The sequence below is a fragment of the Aeribacillus sp. FSL W8-0870 genome (assembly GCF_037963755.1).
Lineage (GTDB): Bacteria > Bacillota > Bacilli > Bacillales > Aeribacillaceae > Aeribacillus > Aeribacillus composti.
The window spans coordinates 2,495,912-2,516,227 of the sequence record NZ_CP150165.1 but is presented as its reverse complement, the minus strand read 5'-3'; the positions used below and the strand labels follow the sequence as shown (position 1 = coordinate 2,516,227).

22 protein-coding genes and 1 other annotated feature are annotated in these 20,316 nt (G+C 39.4%); all 22 genes read left to right on the top strand.

Features of this window, described 5'->3' with window-relative positions:
- Positions 1-143 precede the first annotated feature (143 nt).
- The 22 genes from NSU02_RS12150 (at position 144) to NSU02_RS12045 (ending at position 20,175) form a co-directional block, all read left to right on the top strand.
- Positions 144-935, top strand: coding sequence for a cell division protein FtsQ/DivIB (locus tag NSU02_RS12150; protein WP_063388493.1), 792 nt, complete (start codon positions 144-146; stop codon positions 933-935).
- A complete protein-coding gene (locus tag NSU02_RS12145; protein ID WP_063388492.1) occupies positions 922-1,629 on the top strand; it encodes a DUF881 domain-containing protein in 708 nt (235 codons plus the stop codon). The genes NSU02_RS12150 and NSU02_RS12145 overlap by 14 nt, the downstream gene beginning before the upstream one ends.
- Positions 1,630-1,678: 49 nt before the next feature.
- Complete coding sequence (locus NSU02_RS12140; protein ID WP_232515562.1) at positions 1,679-2,401, top strand: DUF881 domain-containing protein; 723 nt, start codon at positions 1,679-1,681, stop codon at positions 2,399-2,401.
- Between the two features lie 2 nt (positions 2,402-2,403).
- Complete coding sequence (locus tag NSU02_RS12135; RefSeq protein ID WP_311066249.1) at positions 2,404-2,775, top strand: small basic family protein; 372 nt, start codon at positions 2,404-2,406, stop codon at positions 2,773-2,775.
- A gap of 129 nt (positions 2,776-2,904) precedes the next feature.
- The gene (gene ftsA, locus NSU02_RS12130; RefSeq protein WP_327862800.1) at positions 2,905-4,191 is read left to right on the top strand and encodes a cell division protein FtsA; all 1,287 of its coding nucleotides are present in this window, start codon (positions 2,905-2,907) and stop codon (positions 4,189-4,191) included.
- A 41-nt stretch (positions 4,192-4,232) separates the two neighbouring features.
- Positions 4,233-5,366 carry a cell division protein FtsZ gene (gene ftsZ, locus NSU02_RS12125; RefSeq protein ID WP_063388489.1) on the top strand — a complete coding sequence of 378 codons (1,134 nt, stop codon included), beginning with the start codon at positions 4,233-4,235 and terminating at the stop codon, positions 5,364-5,366.
- Between the two features lie 721 nt (positions 5,367-6,087).
- A complete protein-coding gene (gene spoIIGA, locus NSU02_RS12120) occupies positions 6,088-7,014 on the top strand; it encodes a sigma-E processing peptidase SpoIIGA (RefSeq protein WP_327856266.1) in 927 nt (308 codons plus the stop codon).
- A 51-nt stretch (positions 7,015-7,065) separates the two neighbouring features.
- Positions 7,066-7,785 carry an RNA polymerase sporulation sigma factor SigE gene (gene sigE, locus NSU02_RS12115; RefSeq protein WP_339192966.1) on the top strand — a complete coding sequence of 240 codons (720 nt, stop codon included), beginning with the start codon at positions 7,066-7,068 and terminating at the stop codon, positions 7,783-7,785.
- A gap of 131 nt (positions 7,786-7,916) precedes the next feature.
- The gene (gene sigG / locus NSU02_RS12110) at positions 7,917-8,693 is read left to right on the top strand and encodes an RNA polymerase sporulation sigma factor SigG (RefSeq protein WP_063388486.1); all 777 of its coding nucleotides are present in this window, start codon (positions 7,917-7,919) and stop codon (positions 8,691-8,693) included.
- Between the two features lie 95 nt (positions 8,694-8,788).
- Positions 8,789-9,040 (top strand): YlmC/YmxH family sporulation protein, encoded by a 252-nt coding sequence (locus NSU02_RS12105; protein WP_063388485.1) that lies wholly within the window; start codon positions 8,789-8,791, stop codon positions 9,038-9,040.
- Positions 9,041-9,122: 82 nt separating this feature from the next.
- The gene (gene pgeF / locus NSU02_RS12100; RefSeq protein WP_063388484.1) at positions 9,123-9,950 is read left to right on the top strand and encodes a peptidoglycan editing factor PgeF; all 828 of its coding nucleotides are present in this window, start codon (positions 9,123-9,125) and stop codon (positions 9,948-9,950) included.
- 3 nt (positions 9,951-9,953) lie between these two features.
- Positions 9,954-10,625: a YggS family pyridoxal phosphate-dependent enzyme gene (locus NSU02_RS12095; protein WP_066246582.1), complete on the top strand. Its 672-nt coding sequence runs from the start codon at positions 9,954-9,956 to the stop codon at positions 10,623-10,625.
- Positions 10,626-10,647: 22 nt separating this feature from the next.
- On the top strand, positions 10,648-11,109 hold the full coding sequence (locus NSU02_RS12090) for a cell division protein SepF (RefSeq protein WP_063388482.1): 462 nt from the start codon (positions 10,648-10,650) through the stop codon (positions 11,107-11,109).
- Positions 11,110-11,118: 9 nt separating this feature from the next.
- Complete coding sequence (locus NSU02_RS12085; protein WP_063388481.1) at positions 11,119-11,382, top strand: YggT family protein; 264 nt, start codon at positions 11,119-11,121, stop codon at positions 11,380-11,382.
- A 78-nt stretch (positions 11,383-11,460) separates the two neighbouring features.
- A complete protein-coding gene (locus NSU02_RS12080; RefSeq protein ID WP_063388480.1) occupies positions 11,461-12,237 on the top strand; it encodes an RNA-binding protein in 777 nt (258 codons plus the stop codon).
- Between the two features lie 95 nt (positions 12,238-12,332).
- Positions 12,333-12,842, top strand: a complete 510-nt coding sequence (locus NSU02_RS12075) for a DivIVA domain-containing protein (RefSeq protein WP_063388479.1) — start codon at positions 12,333-12,335, stop codon at positions 12,840-12,842.
- A 51-nt stretch (positions 12,843-12,893) separates the two neighbouring features.
- Positions 12,894-13,118: a binding site (T-box leader), on the top strand.
- Positions 13,119-13,170: 52 nt separating this feature from the next.
- Positions 13,171-15,945: an isoleucine--tRNA ligase gene (gene ileS, locus NSU02_RS12070; RefSeq protein WP_066246579.1), complete on the top strand. Its 2,775-nt coding sequence runs from the start codon at positions 13,171-13,173 to the stop codon at positions 15,943-15,945.
- 301 nt (positions 15,946-16,246) lie between these two features.
- Positions 16,247-16,537 (top strand): molecular chaperone DnaK, encoded by a 291-nt coding sequence (locus tag NSU02_RS12065; protein WP_130156256.1) that lies wholly within the window; start codon positions 16,247-16,249, stop codon positions 16,535-16,537.
- Positions 16,538-16,631: 94 nt separating this feature from the next.
- On the top strand, positions 16,632-17,108 hold the full coding sequence (lspA, locus tag NSU02_RS12060) for a signal peptidase II (protein ID WP_063388476.1): 477 nt from the start codon (positions 16,632-16,634) through the stop codon (positions 17,106-17,108).
- A gap of 3 nt (positions 17,109-17,111) precedes the next feature.
- Positions 17,112-18,026 carry an RluA family pseudouridine synthase gene (locus tag NSU02_RS12055; RefSeq protein WP_130156258.1) on the top strand — a complete coding sequence of 305 codons (915 nt, stop codon included), beginning with the start codon at positions 17,112-17,114 and terminating at the stop codon, positions 18,024-18,026.
- A 163-nt stretch (positions 18,027-18,189) separates the two neighbouring features.
- Positions 18,190-18,735, top strand: coding sequence for a bifunctional pyr operon transcriptional regulator/uracil phosphoribosyltransferase PyrR (gene pyrR, locus NSU02_RS12050; protein WP_063388474.1), 546 nt, complete (start codon positions 18,190-18,192; stop codon positions 18,733-18,735).
- A gap of 144 nt (positions 18,736-18,879) precedes the next feature.
- Positions 18,880-20,175 (top strand): solute carrier family 23 protein, encoded by a 1,296-nt coding sequence (locus NSU02_RS12045; RefSeq protein WP_063388473.1) that lies wholly within the window; start codon positions 18,880-18,882, stop codon positions 20,173-20,175.
- Positions 20,176-20,316: the final 141 nt, after the last annotated feature.

The following is a 20,316-nucleotide window of genomic DNA, read 5'->3' as shown; positions in this document are numbered from 1 at the left end:
ATTGTGTTATAATATTTCAACAAGATTTTTTTAAAACGGCATACTATTGCCGTTTTTTCACCTTTAAACATTTTTTGCTCCTTTTGGACAAGCTTATATATTAAACCTGGATTCAATGAATCTAGGATGGGGTGAACATAGACTTGGAAAAAGAAAAAATCGTTTCAATCGAGGATCGGATACCGAAGCTCAAGCAGCAGCGCAAACAAAAGGCAAATAGGAGATTTATACTATTTATTCTCACCTTCTCCTTGCTTATTTTATTAATTATTTATTTAGAAACGCCGTTAAGCAAAGTGAAAAACGTAGAAGTGAGCGGAAATGTCAATGTTCCCAGCGATGAAATCATTTCGCTTTCCGGTATCGATCAACAGACGAATTTTTGGAGTGTTAATAAAGAAAAAACGATCAAAGCCTTGAAAAAACATAAAGAAGTGAAAGGTGCGAACATAGTCAAAATTTTCCCTCACACCATTCGGATTGAAATTGAAGAAATGAAACGAGTAGCCTACGTGTCCAATGGATCATCCTTTTACCCGGTTTTGGAAAACGGGGAAACTTTAGATGGACAAAAAAGCGTAAAAGTGCCTGATGCTCCGATCTTATTCGGTTTTGACGATGCTGAATTTGCTCATCTCATGACTGAACAATTGACAAACCTTCCGCATTCCATTTCCAATTCCATTTCTGAGGTTCACTATACGCCGGAAAAAATGGATCCGTACATAATTACATTATTTATGAACAACGGCTATGAAGTGAGAGCTTCTATGAAAACTTTTGCTGAAAAAATGCGTTCATATCCAATGATTGTAAAAGAACTCAACCCGAAAGTAAAAGGGATTATCCACTTAGAAGTCGGTTCTTATTTTGAGCCTTACAGCAAGAAAGGATCACAGAAGAATAAAGGGGACAAAGCCGATGAGGAAAGCTAATGCCAGCCATGTCATGTTATTTTTTATTATGCTCGTCGTCGGTTTCTTAATTTCATATTCTTTTCAATGGACAAAAGAAAGAAAAGATTTGAATGTATCACCAGAACAGTGGGAAAAAGAATATGAAACAAGAAAGCTGCTGATCAATCAAGAAGAAACAAACCGGAAGCTCCAGGAGGAGCTTTTTCAAAAACAAAAAAAAGTTACAGAAATTGAAGAGCAATTGAAAAAAGAGAAAGAGCTTTATTATAACTTAGTTGAAGATGTTGAAAAATTGAGGATGTTTGTAGGAGAGGTAGGGGTTGTCGGCGAAGGGATTGAAGTGACGCTCGAAGACTCTTCTTATGTTCCAGAAGGGGAAAATGTGAACAATTATATTGTTCATGAAAGCCACATCTTTAAAGTTGTGAATGAATTGCTCATTTCAGGTGCGACCGCTGTAGCGATCAACGGACAAAGAATATTCCATCATTCTTATATCATCTGTAACGGCCCCGTCGTAACGGTAGATGGAAACCAATTTCCCGCTCCATTTGTTATTTCTGCCATCGGAGATGCTGAGGTATTGACGCAGGCGCTAAACATTGCAGGAGGCGTTTTGGATCAGCTTGCCTATGAAAATATTGTTGTAAAGGTGGAAAAGAAAAAAGAAATTAAAATGGGGCCCTATTTGTCAAATGAACTGGATGATTAGCGGAAACCCTAGCTAACCTAGCTCTAGAAAAAAGAAAGGTGATGGACGATTGATTAAACCAAAATGGAAATTTGCCTTTACATTTTCCATCATTACAACAATTTTTGGGTTTATGCTTGGCGTGCAATATCGATCCATAGAAGAACCGGACGAGCGTGATACGAGGGATATGTGGGAGCTCCGTGAAGATTTAAAAAGAGAACAGAAGCTTCAAGTGGAATTGTTAGAAGAAATCCGCAAATATGACCAAATGCAAAGGGAAATGGAAAAAAACGAAAGTCCTGAAAAAGCGTTGAAAGATACTTTAGAAGAGCTGAAGGCGAAAGCGGGTTTAACCGAAGTAAAAGGTGAGGGTGTCGTTCTCACAGTTGAGCCTTTGTTTGACAGCAACCTGCTCGGAAAACCTATTCAGCCGATTTCGCCAGAGCTTTTAAAGCGTCTGATCAATGAAGTGAACTCTTATGAAGCAAAAGAAATTTCAATAAACGGATACAGAGTTGTCAACACAACCGTTATCCGCGATATTAACGGAATAACGAAAATTGACGGAAACAGTCTGAACACTTACCCGATTGAAATCAAAATTTTATCAAACGACGCTGAAAAACTTTACAGTAAAATAAATGGATCTGCATTGAAAGACGATTTTGCGATTGATAATTTGAAATTGACCGTATCTGCACCGCAGAAACAGCTAATTATACCGCCTTATGAAAAATCGATCCGCATTCAAAATATGGCGCCTCTTAAAGATGAAAAGGAAGGGAATTAGTTATGTGGCTCCCGGTTATCGGAATTCTTTTAGGTATCGTCTTAGGTCTGTACAGCAACATTCAAATTCCAGATGAATATTCCAACTATTTATCAATAGCCATACTTGCTGCGCTTGATACTCTGTTCGGGGGATTCCGGGCATACTTGCAAAACTCTTATGATGAGCTTGTGTTTGTTTCCGGATTCTTTTTTAATATACTTTTAGCTGCAAGTTTAGCTTTTCTCGGCGTTCATCTTGGTGTAGACTTGTATTTAGTAGCAATGTTTGCTTTTGGAGTTCGGCTTTTCCAAAATATAGCGGTTATTCGCAGAATTTTAATCGCAAAATGGAACAGCGGCAGAAATACGAACAAAAAAAAATCCAACTTTTAAAAGGGAAAATAGATCAAGTGTTGAATTTACACATATACAAATTGAAACAAATATGTAACGTTCGTTTCATTGTATTGTTCTATTGGACGTAATAGAATAGTAGTATTGGATAAGGAGGTGCCAAAAGCATTGAACAGCAATGAAATATTTGTCAGTCTTGACATCGGTACATCCAATGTAAAAGTAATCATTGGCGAAATGATGGATGAATCGTTAAACGTTATTGGTGTTGGTAATGTGAAATCAAAAGGCTTAAAAAAAGGATCAATTGTTGATATAGATGAAACCGTTCATTCTATTAAAAAGGCTGTGGAACAAGCGGAAAGAATGATCGGCATGCCCCTCCATAAAGTTGTTGTCGGTGTGAGCGGCTCTCATGTAAAACTTCAAGATTGTCAAGGAGTAGTGGCAGTTTCAAGTGAAAACCGAGAAATTCAAAATGAAGATGTAAGGCGTGTCATTGAAGCTGCACAAGTTTTATCCATTCCCCCAGATCGGGAAATTATAGATTGCATTCCGAAGCAGTTTATTGTAGACGGTCTTGACGGGATACATGATCCAAGGGGAATGTTGGGAGTTAGGCTGGAAATGGAAGGACTGCTCATCACCGGATCAAAAACTATTCTACATAATTTACTGCGCTGCGTTGAACGTGCAGGCCTTGAAATTACGGATATTGCACTTCAGCCTCTCGCATGTGGTTCAGTTGCTTTATCCAAAGACGAAAAAAATTTAGGCGTAGCTCTTATCGATATTGGCGGGGGATCCACTACCATTGCAGTTTTTGAAAACGGAGAGTTAAAAACAACTTCCGTTCTACCGGTTGGGGGAGAACACATTACCAACGATTTATCAATTGGTCTTAGAACTTCCACAGAAAATGCTGAAAAAATTAAAATTAAACATGGACATGCCTTTTATGATCATGCATCTGAAGACGAGGTGTTTGATGTTCCGATTATAGGCAGCGATAAAATGCAAAAATTCAATCAGCTTCAAATAGCTGATATTATTGAGGCTAGAATGGAGGAAATTTTTCTTCTTGTAGCTCAAGAAATTGCAAAACTGGGCTTCAGGGAATTGCCCGGAGGTTTCGTGTTAACTGGCGGAAGTGCAAACATTCCTGGTGTGCTTGAACTTGCTCAAACTGTACTCGCCCACAATGTTCGGATTGCTAGCCCCGACTACATAGGTGTTAGAAATCCTCAATACATGACAGGTGTCGGTCTCATCCAGTTTGCCTACAAAAATGCAAAAATTCAAGGGAGACGGATTGGATCGAAGGTGGAGATGGAACAGATTAAGCAAACTGTTCCGAGTGAAGCGAATGAAGTGACTTTAAAGCAAAAAACGAAGCGTCAAAATGAAGAAAAAATGAGCAGAGTGAAGAAATTTTTTGGGTACTTTTTCGAATAAATTTCGTCAATAGAGCATTGATGGATTAGGGAGGATTTTGCATGTTGGAGTTCGATACGAATATTGACGGCTTTGCAACAATTAAAGTTATTGGAGTAGGAGGCGGCGGAAATAATGCCGTCAACCGGATGATTGAACATGGTGTGCAAGGTGTAGAGTTCATTGCTGTCAACACTGATGCACAAGCATTAAACCTTTCAAAAGCAGAAACAAAAATGCAAATTGGCGCAAAATTGACAAGGGGCCTTGGTGCAGGAGCAAATCCAGAGGTCGGAAAAAAAGCTGCTGAAGAAAACAAGGAACAAATTGAAGAAGCTGTAAAAGGTGCAGACATGGTGTTTGTAACGGCTGGAATGGGAGGAGGCACCGGAACTGGTGCAGCACCTGTCATTGCGCAAATTGCCAAAGATTTAGGAGCACTGACGGTCGGCGTTGTCACAAGGCCGTTCACGTTTGAAGGAAGAAAACGCGCTATGCAGGCGGCTGGTGGAATTGCAGCCATGAAAGAAGCCGTTGACACTCTTATTGTGATTCCGAATGACAGACTTCTTGAAATTGTTGATAAAAATACGCCGATGCTTGAAGCTTTCCGTGAAGCGGATAACGTTCTTCGTCAAGGAGTGCAAGGTATTTCTGATTTAATTGCTGTGCCGGGACTCATCAATCTAGACTTTGCGGACGTGAAAACGATTATGTCGAACAAAGGTTCTGCATTGATGGGAATCGGAGTAGCAACGGGAGAGAACAGAGCGGCTGAAGCTGCCAAAAAAGCAATCTCAAGTCCGCTTCTTGAAACTTCAATCGATGGGGCGCAAGGAGTATTGATGAACATTACCGGCGGAACAAATTTAAGCCTATATGAGGTTCAAGAAGCAGCCGATATTGTTGCATCAGCCTCGGACCAAGATGTCAACATGATCTTTGGATCTGTTATTAATGAAGATTTGAAGGATGAAATTGTTGTAACAGTGATTGCAACTGGATTTAGAGAAACTGAAATAAATCCTAGCAAGCAAGAAGCGAGACCATTTGCTCCTAATAAGAAGCCAAATGTTGCAACTAAGCGTGAAGTGAAAAAGGAAGAGCCGACTCACGACATTACGAGCCGTGCATTGCAGCAGGCAGAAGATACGCTTGACATCCCGACATTTTTAAGAAACAGAAAGCGCCGCTAAAAAAAGCATGGGTGACAATAGACGTCATCCATGCTTTTTTCTTAAAGCTCATCAAGCGGGCAAAATGGAAGGTTTTTAATATTTGCATGCGTAAAACAGTTTAAATATTGGACTGGAACATAAATATTTGCAGGATTCAGAGATTCCTTTTAGGCATGATTTGTTCAAAAATCGCATTACGGCGGAAAGAATCAAAAAATTATGTAAAAATAGATAAACAGATTTGAACGCGTTCCCGAAAATAGCAAAACGAATGAATCAAAACTTTATGAAAAAATACGACATGCCTTTTGAAAAAAATGCGGATCCTTGCTGAAAATTTAATGCCATGTATATGGTAAGTTCTAATATTTTTTGTGGAATATAAATTGCAGATATATACGCGAAAGGACCTGGCTTTTTAGCCAGGCTTTTTCCTCGTTCTGAAAAAGTATAAACATTTACACAGCTTTTTTAAGAAAAGATCTCCTGTAATTTCCCCATCGTCGCTTAACGAAAGTGTTTACAACTTCAGCAATTTAGCTTTCTTCCTCTAAAAGGCTTGTACCGTTTTTTTTTTCTTTAACCATTTTTCCATTCGACGAAAACATTAGGAATCCGTCAAAAATTGTATGCTGTACTCGCCACTATTTGACACAATTTGGAATGAATAGCGTTTATACTACCTATTAATAGCAAGTCAGAAGCCTAGAAAATTGAATGGTGGGAGAGGAAGAGGCGGTTGACCATTTATTTGGATGCTATTTGGCTGATGAATTTTTGCTTTGATATCATGCTCCTTTTTCTTACAGCAATCATCTTAAAGAGAAACATTGTATGGAAAAAAATAATGATTGCTTCGCTCATCGGCTCCGCTATTGTGATATTGCTTTTTTCGCCTTTCGCACAGCTGGCGAGCCGTCCGGAATCAAAACTAATCCTCTCATGTGTGATGGTTCTTTATGCTTTTGGCTTTAAGAAGTTTCGCTACTTTATAGAAAATTTATTGACTTTCTATTTTGTCACTTTTGCAGTTGGGGGAGGTATGCTTGGCACTTATTATTTTTTTCAAGTAGGCTTTTCATTTCAAAATAACATGATTTTAACAAATGGAAATGGCTTCGGAAATCCTGTCAGCTGGTTATTTATCGTGGTCGGCTTTCCGATTATTTGGTATTTTTCCCGCTTGCGGCTTGAACAGGTTGAAGCAAAAAAAATCCACTATGATCAAATTGTCGATGTTTCGATCACGATGATGGAGAAAAAAGTAATAGTAAAAGGATTGATTGACAGCGGCAATCAATTGTATGATCCCATCACTAAGAAGCCAGTCATGATTGCCGAAGCGGAAAAATTAATGACCGTGTTTCCTGAAAGTATGCACCAAGTCATTTCAAATCGAAATCCTATGGAGGCTGTGACAGCAATAGAACAGAAAGAATGGATCGGCAGGCTGAAAATTATTCCGTACCGCTCAGTTGGCCAGGATCTTCAGTTGTTATTAGCCGTAATAGCAGACGAAGTGGTGATTCATACAAAAGAAGAATCATTAATGCTGTCCCGCCCGCTTATTGGACTAAATCATTCGCGGCTTTCAAGCGAAGACGATTATCAATGCATTATTCATCCAAAAATGATCCAGACGGGTAAACAAAAAGATGCTTCTTAGCCTTTATTCATAGCATACTCATAAACCAATTTGTTTAGAAGGGGGAACAACATGAAAAAAATTAAGCTTTATCTCACGTATATATGGTACAAGTTTTTAACAAAATTAGGGATCAAAACAGATGAAATTTATTATATCGGCGGAAGCGAAGCGCTGCCGCCTCCGCTTTCGAAGGAAGAGGAAGAAATACTGTTAAAAAAACTTCCGAGCGGCGATAAGGCTGCCCGTTCGATTTTGATTGAACGAAATTTGCGCCTTGTCGTGTATATTGCCCGAAAATTTGAAAACACCGGCATCAATATTGAAGATTTGATCAGCATTGGGACGATCGGGCTAATTAAAGCAGTCAACACCTTTAATCCCGAAAAAAAGATCAAGCTTGCGACATATGCATCTAGATGTATAGAAAATGAAATATTAATGTATTTGCGCAGAAATAATAAAACAAGATCTGAAGTTTCTTTTGATGAACCGTTGAACATTGATTGGGATGGAAACGAACTGCTTCTTTCGGATGTTCTCGGAACAGAAGACGATATTATTACAAAGGATTTGGAGGCTAATGTTGATCGAAAGCTATTAATGCGGGCGCTGCAGCAATTAAATGAACGAGAAAAACAAATAATGGAGCTTAGGTTTGGATTGCATGGCGGAGAAGAAAAAACGCAAAAAGATGTGGCTGACATGCTCGGGATTTCTCAATCTTACATATCAAGATTGGAAAAAAGAATTCTTAAGCGTCTTCGAAAAGAATTTAATAAAATGGTGTAATTTTTGCTTGCTAGTCGCATGTATAGCGAAAAATCAACAGCGTGTCCACTCTGAAAAGCTTGTGCATATTTTTCCCCTTCAGGGAGATACTTAACTTAAGACAGCAAGAACTCCTGTAAGGGGGAAACGAAATGACAAGAAATAAAGTTGAAATTTGCGGTGTTGATACTTCGAAGCTTCCTGTTTTAAAAAATGAAGAAATGCGAGAATTATTTAAACAAATGCAAAGCGGTGATTTATCAGCCAGAGAAAAGCTTGTCAACGGAAATTTGCGACTCGTTTTAAGCGTCATCCAAAGATTTAATAACAGAGGCGAGTTTGTCGATGATCTTTTTCAAGTAGGATGTATTGGGTTGATGAAATCTATAGATAATTTTGATCTGAGCCAAAACGTAAAATTTTCTACTTATGCTGTACCGATGATCATCGGTGAAATTCGTCGATATTTGCGAGACAACAATCCGATACGTGTTTCAAGATCATTGCGTGATATTGCCTATAAAGCTTTGCAGGTGCGTGAAAAACTCATGAGCGAAACGTCACGTGAGCCGAAGGCAGAAGAAATTGCTAAAGAGCTGAATGTGCCGCATGAAGAAATCGTTTTTGCTTTAGACGCCATTCAAGATCCAGTTTCATTATTTGAACCGATTTATAACGACGGCGGTGATCCGATCTTTGTCATGGATCAGTTAAGCGACGAGCGAAACCGCGATTCCAAGTGGATTGAAGAAATTGTTCTAAAAGAGGGGATCAGACGATTGAATGATCGGGAGAAGCTGATATTGAAAAAAAGGTTTTTTCAAGGCAAAACACAAATGGAGGTAGCAGAAGAAATCGGCATTTCCCAAGCTCAAGTTTCTCGGCTTGAAAAAGCTGCCATTAAACAAATGACCAAAAATATTCAATAATCATTGGGCCACATTCTTTTGAATGTGGCCCTTTATCATCATTCAAAAAAAAACTCATATACTGATTGTAAAAATACTTGAGGGGAGAAGCCGGCATGATCCATATTTCCGATTTGCAAATAAAAGATGTTGTGAATGTCCATGACGGAAAAAAATTAGGAAGCATTGAAGACGTTGACATCGACTTAAAAACTGGTAAAATTCAAGCGATCATGATCACTAGTCAAGGGAAGGTTTTAGGTTTTTTTGGAAAAGGGGAAGAAATTGTCATTCCTTGGAGGAACATCGTAAAAATCGGAAAAGATGTTATTTTAGTAAGAGTTTCGAAAAATGTTGAAACAGAATAAGAATCGCACGAATTTTGGTTAAATGTTGGCTTAAAGATATGTTAAAATAAAAATAAGAGAATTGTCGAAGAGGAATGGTACAATGAAACATGAACCGTTTCAATTAACAGATGAATCTTTTTTCTCCATACCTGCTTGGGCGAAGCTTCATTCTCAGATTACAGCAGGTTTTACGACGAGAAAAGGAGGATTTTCCAAGAATGGTTTTGCTTCATTAAATTTAGGTCTTCATGTGAATGATGAAAAGGAAACGGTGATCAAAAATCGAAAAATCATTGGGGACAAAATTCGTTTTGATCTACCAAACTGGGTATGTGCCGATCAAGTCCATGACAAACAAATTGTCAAGGTAGTAAATAAACATAAAGGATCAGGGGTTTTTACATATCGTCAATGCATCACTCAAACGGACGGCCTATACACATCGGAAAAAAATATATTACTTTCCCTTTTTTTTGCTGATTGTGTTCCGATTTTCTTTTTTTCTCCAAAAGACTCACTGATTGGCATCGCACATGCGGGCTGGAGAGGGACTGCGAAAAATATAGCAGGTGAAATGATCGACAGTTGGGTTTTGCACGAAGGTGTGCAAGCTCAAAATATATTTGCAGCCATAGGTCCTTCAATCGGCGAATGCTGTTATGTCGTCAATGACGATGTGATCGATGCGATCAAACCTCTTTTTGACAATGAGACGACATTTTATAAACAGCTTGAGAACGGCCTTTATTCTATTCATCTTGCAGAAATCAACAAAAGATTGTTAATGAAAAAAGGAGTGCCGGAACATCAAATCCTATTGACCTCATATTGTACAAGCTGCGATCAAGATTTGTTTTTTTCCCATCGAAGAGATCAAGGGAAAACAGGACGAATGATGGGATTTATCGGTTTGAAGGAGGGATACTAAGCCTTGTCAGTGAAAGAAAATTTAGCACGAATCCAACAGGAAATCGAACAAGCATGCAAAAAATCAAATCGAAAAATAGATGATATCCAAATTATTGCAGTGACGAAATATGTAACGGTAGAACGGGCTATAGAGGCGATAAATTCAGGCATTTTACACTTAGGCGAAAACAGGGATGACGGTTTTTTATCGAAATATAACAGCATTGGGTCAAAAGCTGTCTGGCATTTCATCGGCACACTTCAAACTCGAAAAGTGAAAAATATTATAGACAAGGTCGATTATATTCATTCGTTGGATAGAATATCGCTAGCAAACGAAATTGAAAAAAGAGCAGATCGAACGATCAAATGCTTTGTGCAAGTAAATACATCTGGCGAACAGTCAAAGCATGGCGTGGCTCCTGAACAATGCATTGATTTTATTCAACAGTTGAAGGAGTATCGCCATATCGAAGTTGTCGGATTAATGACAATGGCTCCATTTACAGAAGATGAAGATGAAATCAGAAGATGCTTCCGAAGTTTAAAGCAACTGCAGGAACAAGTGAAAGCACTAAATATAGCGAATGCACCATGTACAGAGCTATCAATGGGGATGTCCAACGACTACAAAATCGCGGTTGAAGAAGGGGCTACTTATCTTCGCATCGGCTCCTCGCTAGTAGGTACATAAAACGAAACTGGAGGTAAATCAGATGAGCTTAAAGAATAAATTTAAAAGCTTTTTTGCTCTCGATGATGAAGATTATGAGATTGAAGATATGGAAGCTCCGGAAGAGAAACACCAACATGAACCGATTATGTTCAATCACAACAGCAGCGTTGAAAAAAATGCCGCTTTCGGAAAACAAAATGTTGTAAGTTTGCAAAGCGCCCAAAAATCCACTAAAGTAATATTATGTGAGCCAAGAACGTATTCAGAGGCGCAAGAAATTGCTGATCATCTGAAAAACCGCCGTTCATGCATTGTCAATTTGCAGCGGATCGGGCATGATCAGGCAAAAAGAATTGTTGATTTTTTAAGCGGCACTGTTTATGCGATTGGCGGAGACATCCAGCGTGTTGGAACAAACATATTTTTATGTACCCCAGATAACGTAGATGTCGCCGGCTCCATTTCCGATTTCATGGCAGATGATGAAAATAAAAGGTGGTAGAAATGATTGATGGGGACAATATATAACATATTAAGTTTTTTGCTCGATATTTATTCCTATGCGATTATCATTTATATTTTGATGTCTTGGTTTCCGAATGCAAGGGAAACGTCCATTGGACAATTTTTAGCGGCTATATGTGAGCCTTATTTAGAACCGTTTAGAAGAATCATTCCTCCATTAGGGATGATTGATGTATCTCCTATTGTTGCATTGATTGCCCTGCATTTTGCAGATTATGGGCTGTATGCTCTTTTTAGTATGATTTCATAAAATTCATTCGCCGATTGACATTCGAATTGTTTTGTATGCCAATCGGCTCTTTTCATATCATAATTGGAGTTGTCTCTTATGGAGAGTGTTTATCAGCATTTTCGCAAAGAAGAAAGGGAGTTCATTGACAAAGTCTTTGGATGGAAACAAATTGTGACTGAGCAATATCGGCCAAAATTGACCGATTTTTTAGATCCGCGGGAACAGAAAATCATTAAGACATTGATCGGTGAAAATCCGGATGTTCACGTGCAATTTTTCGGAGGCTATAAAAATGCTGAAAGAAAGCGTGCTTTTTTTTACCCTGACTATATTCAACCGACATTAGATGATTTTTCAATGTTCGCATTTGAAATCATGTTCCCGAAAAAATTCGTAACATTATCACATCGCGAAGTGCTTGGATCGCTTATGTCGCTCGGCTTAAAACGGAGCAAGTTCGGCGACATTATCATTCATGATGAAACGGTGCAAGTCATGGTTGCGCAAGAAATTGCCAATTTTCTGCAGCTGAACTGGAATAAAATTGGAAAGATTTCCGTTCGTTTGAAACAGATTCCATTCGAAGATGTGTTTTCTCATGAAGAAGAAATGGATATTTCTTTGATCACCGTTTCTTCGCTTCGGCTCGATGCTGTTCTAGCAAATGTTTATCACCAATCTCGGCAAAAAATAAAATCGCTTATTGAAAATAGTCTTGTCAAAGTCAATTGGAAAATTGTTGAGGATGCTCATTTTGAAATTGCGGAAGATGATGTGTTATCTGTCCGAGGATTCGGAAGAAGCAAAGTTTTGGCAATTGAAGGGAAAACAAGAAAAGATAAGTGGCGCATTAAGATCGGAATACAAAAATAATATTACAAATGGAAAGATTTTTGCCCATTCTGTCGAAAAATCGTTTATAATTGGATTAGTGTTTTGCGAAAAACATACATATGGAGGTGGAATTTGTGCCTTTAACCCCGCTGGATATTCATAACAAGGAATTTACAAAAGGCTTTCGCGGCTATGATGAAGATGAAGTAAATGAGTTTTTAGATCAAGTGATTAAAGATTATGAAATGGTCATCCGCGAAAAGAAAGAATTGGAATTAAAGGTGAAGGAATTAACCGAGAAGCTGAATCACTTTACAAATATAGAAGAAACGTTAAATAAATCGATTTTAGTTGCGCAGGAAGCTGCGGAAGATGTGAAAAGAAACGCTCAAAAGGAAGCGAAGCTGATCATTAAAGAAGCGGAAAAAAATGCTGACAGAATCATCAATGAAGCACTTGCTAAATCGCATAAAATTGCAATGGAAATCGAAGAGATGAAAAAGCAGTCAAAAGTATTCCGCACCCGTTTTCAAATGCTCATCGAAGCACAGCTTGATCTGCTAAAAAATGATGATTGGGATCACTTAATGGAATACAATGTCGAGCCAATCTTAGGAGAAGAAGCGGAAGAACCGAAAGTATAACTTGACTTTTTTGTTCGTGATTTCATATAATACGAAAATAAAACGGAATATGACAAAACAATGAGAGGGACAGTAGTCCTTTCAAGCCCTTTATGACAGCGAACCGGGGACGGTGGAAGCCCGGGTAAAGGCGAAAGGATGAACATCACCCTTGAGTCCATAGCTGAAACATGCTAGTAGGCTGTGGCGGCCAAGTCCGTTATGTTTATGAGTGGATGTGCATGATTTGTGCGCATCTAAAAGGGTGGTACCGCGAGATTCCTCCTCGTCCCTTAGGGATGAGGAGTTTTTTTATTTTAGTGAACAAATATTATGTGGAGGAATGGGAATGGATTATAAAGAGACGTTACGAATGCCGAAAACAGACTTTCCAATGAGAGGAAACCTTCCGAAAAAAGAACCTGAGATCCAGAAAAAATGGGAAGAGATGGATATTTATGAAAAAGTGCAGGAGCGCACGAAAGGACGGCCTCTTTTCATATTACATGATGGTCCGCCGTTCGCAAACGGGGATATTCATATGGGGCATGCCTTAAACAAAATTTTAAAAGACATTATTGTCCGTTATAAATCCATGAGCGGATATTGCGCACCGTATGTTCCAGGATGGGATACACACGGTCTGCCAATTGAAACAGCACTTTTGAAGAAACAAAAAATCAATCGAAAAGAGATGGATGTCGCGCAGTTTCGAAAACATTGCGAGCAATATGCATGGGAGCAAATTGAGCGGCAGCGCGTGCAATTTAAACGCCTTGGAATTCGAGGCGACTGGAAAAATCCATATGTCACCTTGAAACCAGAATATGAAGCTCAGCAAATTCGCGTCTTTGGAGAAATGGCGAAAAAGGGATATATTTATAAAGGCTTGAAGCCGGTTTATTGGTCTCCATCGAGCGAATCTGCCTTGGCAGAGGCGGAAATTGAATATTATGACAAACGCTCGCCTTCTATTTATGTTGCATTTGAAATAAAGGACGGAAAAAATGTATTAACAGATGGAGAAAAAATCGTCATTTGGACGACTACTCCGTGGACTATCCCTGCAAACTTAGGAATTGCTGTTCATCCTGATTTGGAATATTCTGTAGTGAAGGTTGGAGCTGACAAGTTTGTGATCGCATCTGCCCTGCTCGAAGAAGTGGCAAAAGAGCTGGACTGGACAGAATATGAAGTAGTGAAATCGTTTAAAGGCAAAGAGCTGGAATATGTGGTTGCGAAACACCCGTTCTATGACCGCGATTCATTAGTGATCCTTGGCGAACATGTAACGACCGACGCTGGTACAGGATGCGTCCATACAGCGCCAGGCCATGGGGAAGACGATTTTGTCGTCGGACAAAAATATAACCTAGGCGTATTATGTCCTGTCGACGAAAGAGGGTACATGACAGAAGAAGCTCCAGGGTTCGAAGGATTGTTTTATGATGACGCAAATAAAAAAATAACGGAAAAATTAGAAGAAGTAGGGGCATTGCTAAAGCTTTCATTTATTACGCACTCCTATCCACATGACTGGCGGACAAAGAAACCAACGATTTTCAGAGCAACAGCGCAATGGTTTGCGTCCATTAAAGATTTTCGAGATGAATTGCTGCAAGCAATTAAAGAAACGAAATGGATCCCTAATTGGGGAGAAATTCGCATTCATAACATGATCCGCGATCGAAGCGATTGGTGTATTTCCCGTCAGCGGGCATGGGGCGTGCCAATTCCAGTGTTTTATGGTGAAAATGGGGAGCCGATCATAACAGATGAAACGATTGAACATGTGGCAAAACTGTTCCGCGAGCACGGCTCGAACGTTTGGTTTGAACGCGAAGCAAAAGACCTGCTTCCAGAAGGATTTACACACCCTTCAAGCCCGAACGGCATTTTTACAAAAGAAACAGACATTATGGACGTTTGGTTCGATTCAGGCTCTTCTCATCAAGCAGTTTTAGTTGAACGGGAAGATTTGCAGCGTCCTGCTGATCTTTATTTAGAAGGCTCTGACCAATATCGCGGCTGGTTTAATTCATCGCTGTCTACAGCAGTTGCTGTCACCGGAAAAGCTCCATATAAAGGCGTTTTAAGCCATGGATTTGCGCTGGACGGCGAAGGACGGAAAATGAGCAAATCGTTAGGAAATGTTGTTGTTCCTGCCAAAGTGACGGAACAGTTTGGAGCAGATATTCTTCGTCTATGGGTAGCATCAGTTGATTATCAATCGGACGTTCGCGTCTCTGATGCAATCTTAAAACAAGTATCTGAAGTATATCGGAAAATTCGCAACACGTACCGTTTCTTGTTAGGAAATTTGTTTGATTTTGATCCAAATCAGCATCGTGTTTCTGTAGAAAAATTAAGAGAAGTGGATCGCTATATTCTCATTAAACTGAATAAACTAATTGCCAAAGTGCGAAAAGCATATGAAGAATATGATTTTGCATCCATCTATCATGACGTTCACAATTTCTGTACGATTGAGCTAAGCTCATTTTATCTTGATTTTGCAAAAGACATTCTGTATATTGAGGCTGCTGACAGCCATAATCGACGTTCTATCCAAACGGTTTTATATGAAGCGCTTCTTGCTCTTGTAAAGCTGATGACACCGATTTTGCCGCATACAACAGAAGAAGTATGGGGACATATTGAATCAGTCGAAGAAAAGAGCGTACAGCTTGTCGATATGCCGGAAGCTGTAGAGATTGAAGGCAGCAAAGAGATTGAAGCGAAATGGGATCAGTTTATGTCAGTTCGCGATGATGTATTAAAGGCCCTGGAAATTGCCCGAAATGAAAAAGTGATCGGCAAATCGTTAAATGCTGCTCTCATCCTTTATCCGAACGAAGAAATAAAAGAATTGTTCAATTCAATACAAGAGGACTTAAAACAGCTGTTTATTGTTTCCCAGTTAGAAATTGCCGGTGATTACAAAGATGCTCCAGAAGAAGCGCAAACATTTGATAGCATCAAAATAATTGTGAAGCAAGCGGATGGTGAGACTTGTGAAAGATGTTGGGTTGTTTCAACAGATATAGGCACTGATCAAGACCATCCGACATTGTGCAAAAGATGTGCAAGCATTGTGAAAGATCACTACAGCCATCTAGCATAGTTTTATCAGCTCCCTGTGCAAACAGGGAGTTTTTTCATTTAGCAATGCTTCCTCATAAAGAAGTGTCATAAAAAGAACGATCTTTCATTGAAATCCGTCATAGTCAATTGGAAAAGTTTTCTCGGATGCTTTTTCAAAAATGAATACTTTGCTCAAAATTGAAAGAAGAATTCAGCTTTTTAGCTTTTAAAGTGTGAATCATTTCCAAGCCGCTATTTACGTGTGTGGAAAAACTTGAATGTGATAGGAGGCAGTACGGCGGTTACAATATAAATACAAAACAGACGAGGGGGTTTTAATAATGAATCCGCTCGATCAAATCAAAGACGAATTAACGTTAATGAAGAACGAACTTAATGCGCGGCTCGCCAAAAGTCAATTGGATGACCCGATTTTTATCCGGGATGTAAAAAATGAGCTCAACGATGTTGAGCTTGCATTGGAAAAAATGGAATATGGACTTTATGGCATATGTGAAGAAACATTGCAAAAATTGCCGCTCGAACAATTGGCACAAATTCCGACAGCCAGAACGATTCATGATTTTCTCAATATGAAATCATATTTAAAAAAAACACTAGAATATCATTAAGAAGTGAAGTGAACAAGCTTCACTTTTTTGCTTGTTCCCCTTCTTTACTGTTTGTCAAAAAATGTGCTAAAATTTGATGGAAACTTGCCAGTGAGTGGAGGAACGCAGTGTGCTTAAATATTTGATTGCATTATTTGTCATCGCTCTCGACCAATGGACAAAATGGCTGATCGTAAAAAATATGGAAATTGGCGAAAGCATTGAAATTATCAACGGATTTTTATACATAACGTCTCACCGCAATAAAGGAGCGGCTTGGGGAATATTGCAAAACCAGATGGTGTTCTTTTATGTGATTACCATTATTGTTGTCGTAGCGATTATTTATTATATGCAAAAATATGCGAAACAAAATGCAATGCTGGGGGTTGCTCTCAGCTTAATGCTCGGCGGAGCGATTGGGAATTTTATTGACCGCCTTTTCCGCAAAGAGGTGGTGGACTTTATCCATACATATATTTTCGGTTATAATTTTCCAATTTTTAATATTGCCGATTCATCTTTAACAATCGGTGTTATTTTACTTTTCATATATTTTCTGTTTTTTGAAGAAAAGAAGCAAAAGGAGTAGAAAATGGAGCAATTTACTTTTGTTGTGACGGAAAAAGAGGAACATGAACGAATAGATAAATTTTTGGCCAATAAAGATGAGAATTGGTCAAGAACGTTGGTCCAAAATTGGATCAAGGACGGGGTTGTTTCAGTAAATGAAAAATCGGTGAAGGCCAATTACAAGTGCCAAATTGGTGATGTCATCACTGTATCTGTTCCAGAACCGGAAGAGCTGGATGTCAAGCCTGAGCCGATGGAGCTTGATATATACTATGAGGATGAAGATGTCATCGTTGTCAATAAACCGCGTGGGATGGTCGTCCATCCAGCGCCGGGACACACTTCAGGAACACTTGTGAACGGTCTTTTATATCATTGTAAAGATTTGTCCGGAATTAACGGAGTCCTTCGTCCGGGAATTGTTCACCGGATTGATAAAGATACTTCAGGTTTATTAATGGTTGCCAAAAATGATTACGCTCATGAATCATTAGCAAATCAATTAATGGAAAAGAGGGTTGAAAGGAGATATAAGGCGATTGTACACGGGGTAATTCCGCACGATCATGCCACAATTGATGCTCCGATCGGCAGGGATCCAAAGGATCGGCAAAAAATGACGGTAACAAAAATAAACAGTAAAGAAGCTGTCACCCATTTTCATGTGCTGGAACGATTTTCGGATTATACATATATTGAATGTCGGCTGGAAACCGGAAGAACGCATCAAATCCGCGTGCATATGAAATATATCGGTTTTCCGCTAGCCGGCGATCCAAAATATGGACCGAAAAAAACACTTCCGATTCATGGACAGGCTCTTCATGCAGGCGTACTTGGTTTTGAGCATCCAAGAACAAAAGAGTTTTTGAAGTTTGAAGCATCGCTCCCGGAAGAATTCGAAAAGATTTTGCAAATGTTAAGAAATGATCGTTGACATTTACGAGCTGCTCTGTCATAATACGTTTAGACAATACAGCATCCTTTAACTGCAGTCCCGTGAGGCTGAGAAGGAATCGTATGGCAATAGGTGAGCTATGCACAAAACCTCTCATCCTCAGGATGAGAGGTTTTTTTAACCGAAATTTGAGGTGATGAGCATGCCGGAAAAAGCGGTTGTTTTAGATGAGCAGGCGATCAGAAGGGCGCTAACTAGAATAGCCCACGAAATTATCGAACACAATAAAGGTATAGACAATTGTGTTTTGGTCGGAATCAAGACAAGGGGAATTTATCTTGCCAAACGTCTTGCAAAAAGAATAGAGGACATTGAAGGAAAAGAGATACCTGTCGGCAACCTTGACATTACTTTTTACCGGGATGATTTAACACAAAAAACAGAAAGCGGCGAACCGCTCGTTAAAGGTTCAGATATCCCGATCGATATTAACAATCGAAAAGTCATTTTAGTAGACGATGTCCTTTACACGGGAAGAACGGTACGGGCAGCGATGGATGCCATTGTTGACTACGGCAGGCCAGCGCAAATCCAGCTAGCTGTACTTGTTGACCGCGGCCATCGCGAACTGCCGATCCGAGCGGATTATGTCGGGAAAAACATACCTACTTCAAAATCAGAAAAAATTGTTGTACAGCTTTTGGAAGTAGATGAAAAAGAAAAAGTATCCATTTATGAAAATGAATAGATGTCCCTTTTAATAGCAGTCCCGTGAGGCTGCAAAGGGGTTCGAAAGGTGTATACGCTATTTGTATGCACTTTGGCAAAAACCTCTTTGTGCCTCATCGGCCAAAGAGGTTTTTTTGTGCAAATTCCATAAGGAGGAAAAAACATGAAAAGAAATATTATACTAGATGTTCATGATAAACCTGATTTTATCACATGGCTCGCCTTAAGCTTCCAACATTTATTTGCCATGTTTGGAGCAACGATTCTCGTACCGTTTTTAGTCAAAATTGATCCTTCTGTTGCTTTGATTTCCAGCGGTCTCGGCACACTCGCATTTATTTTGATAACAAAAGGAAAAGTGCCGGCATATGTCGGCTCCTCCTTTGCCTTCATCACACCGTTAATTGCGGCTAAAGCTGCCGGCGGTGTAGGAGCGGCGATGATCGGCAGCTTTTTGGCAGGCCTAGTTTACGGGGTTGTCGCGCTTATCATCAAACAGACAGGATATAAATGGATTATGAAATTACTTCCAACTGTTGTCGTCGGTCCAGTAATTATGGTAATCGGACTTGGCCTTGCATCAACAGCTGTGAGTATGGCCATGAACGATCCTAAAGGACATTACAGCTTGCTTCACTTTTCAGCAGGCCTTGTTACGCTTCTGATCACTATTATAACAATGGCATTTTTTAAAGGATTTTTTAACCTAATCCCTGTATTAATCGGAATTTTCGGCGGATATGTATACTCGCTTATAATCGGTATTGTCGACTTTCAAAAAGTGGCGGAAGCCAAATGGTTTCAGCTCCCGAACTTTATCATTCCATTTGTTGATTATACACCTCACATTACATCTGAAATCATTCTGCTGATGGTTCCAGTCGCAGTGGTGACATTATCCGAGCATATCGGTCACCAAATGCTGCTAAGCCAAGTAATCGGAAAAGATTTAATCAAAGACCCTGGACTTGCCCGTTCCATTCTCGGCGATGGAGCGGCAACCATGATTGCATCTTTTATCGGTGGACCGCCGAACACGACATATGGCGAAAATATCGGCGTATTGGCGATTACAAGGATTTACAGCGTTTATGTCATTGCCGGTGCAGCTCTATTTGCAATCTTGTTTGGCTTTATTGGAAAAATTTCCGCCTTGATCAGTTCGATTCCAACTCCAGTAATGGGAGGCGTTTCAATACTGCTCTTCGGGATCATCGCATCTTCAGGATTAAGAATGATGATTGAGCATAAAGTTGATCTGAACGAAAAAAGAAACTTAATCATCACTTCCGTCATTTTAGTAATAGGAATTGGCGAAGCGATGATTAAGTTCGGGGAAAGCTTTGAGTTACACGGAATGGCATTAGCTGCAATCATTGGCGTCATTTTAAACTTTGTGCTCCCAGGTAAAAAAGAAGAACATATTTTTGACACAAATGAAGAAGATTCAGTAGCGTAGCAATCACCTTTTAAAAAAGTCCAGAGAGGCTTTCAAGGGTGTGTGGGACAAATCATGCTTCGTCATTTGCTTACACCCTGTCATGCCTTGGCAGGGTGTTTTTTTAAAATTCAAACGTCAATCGCTTTTATTTAAAGGAAA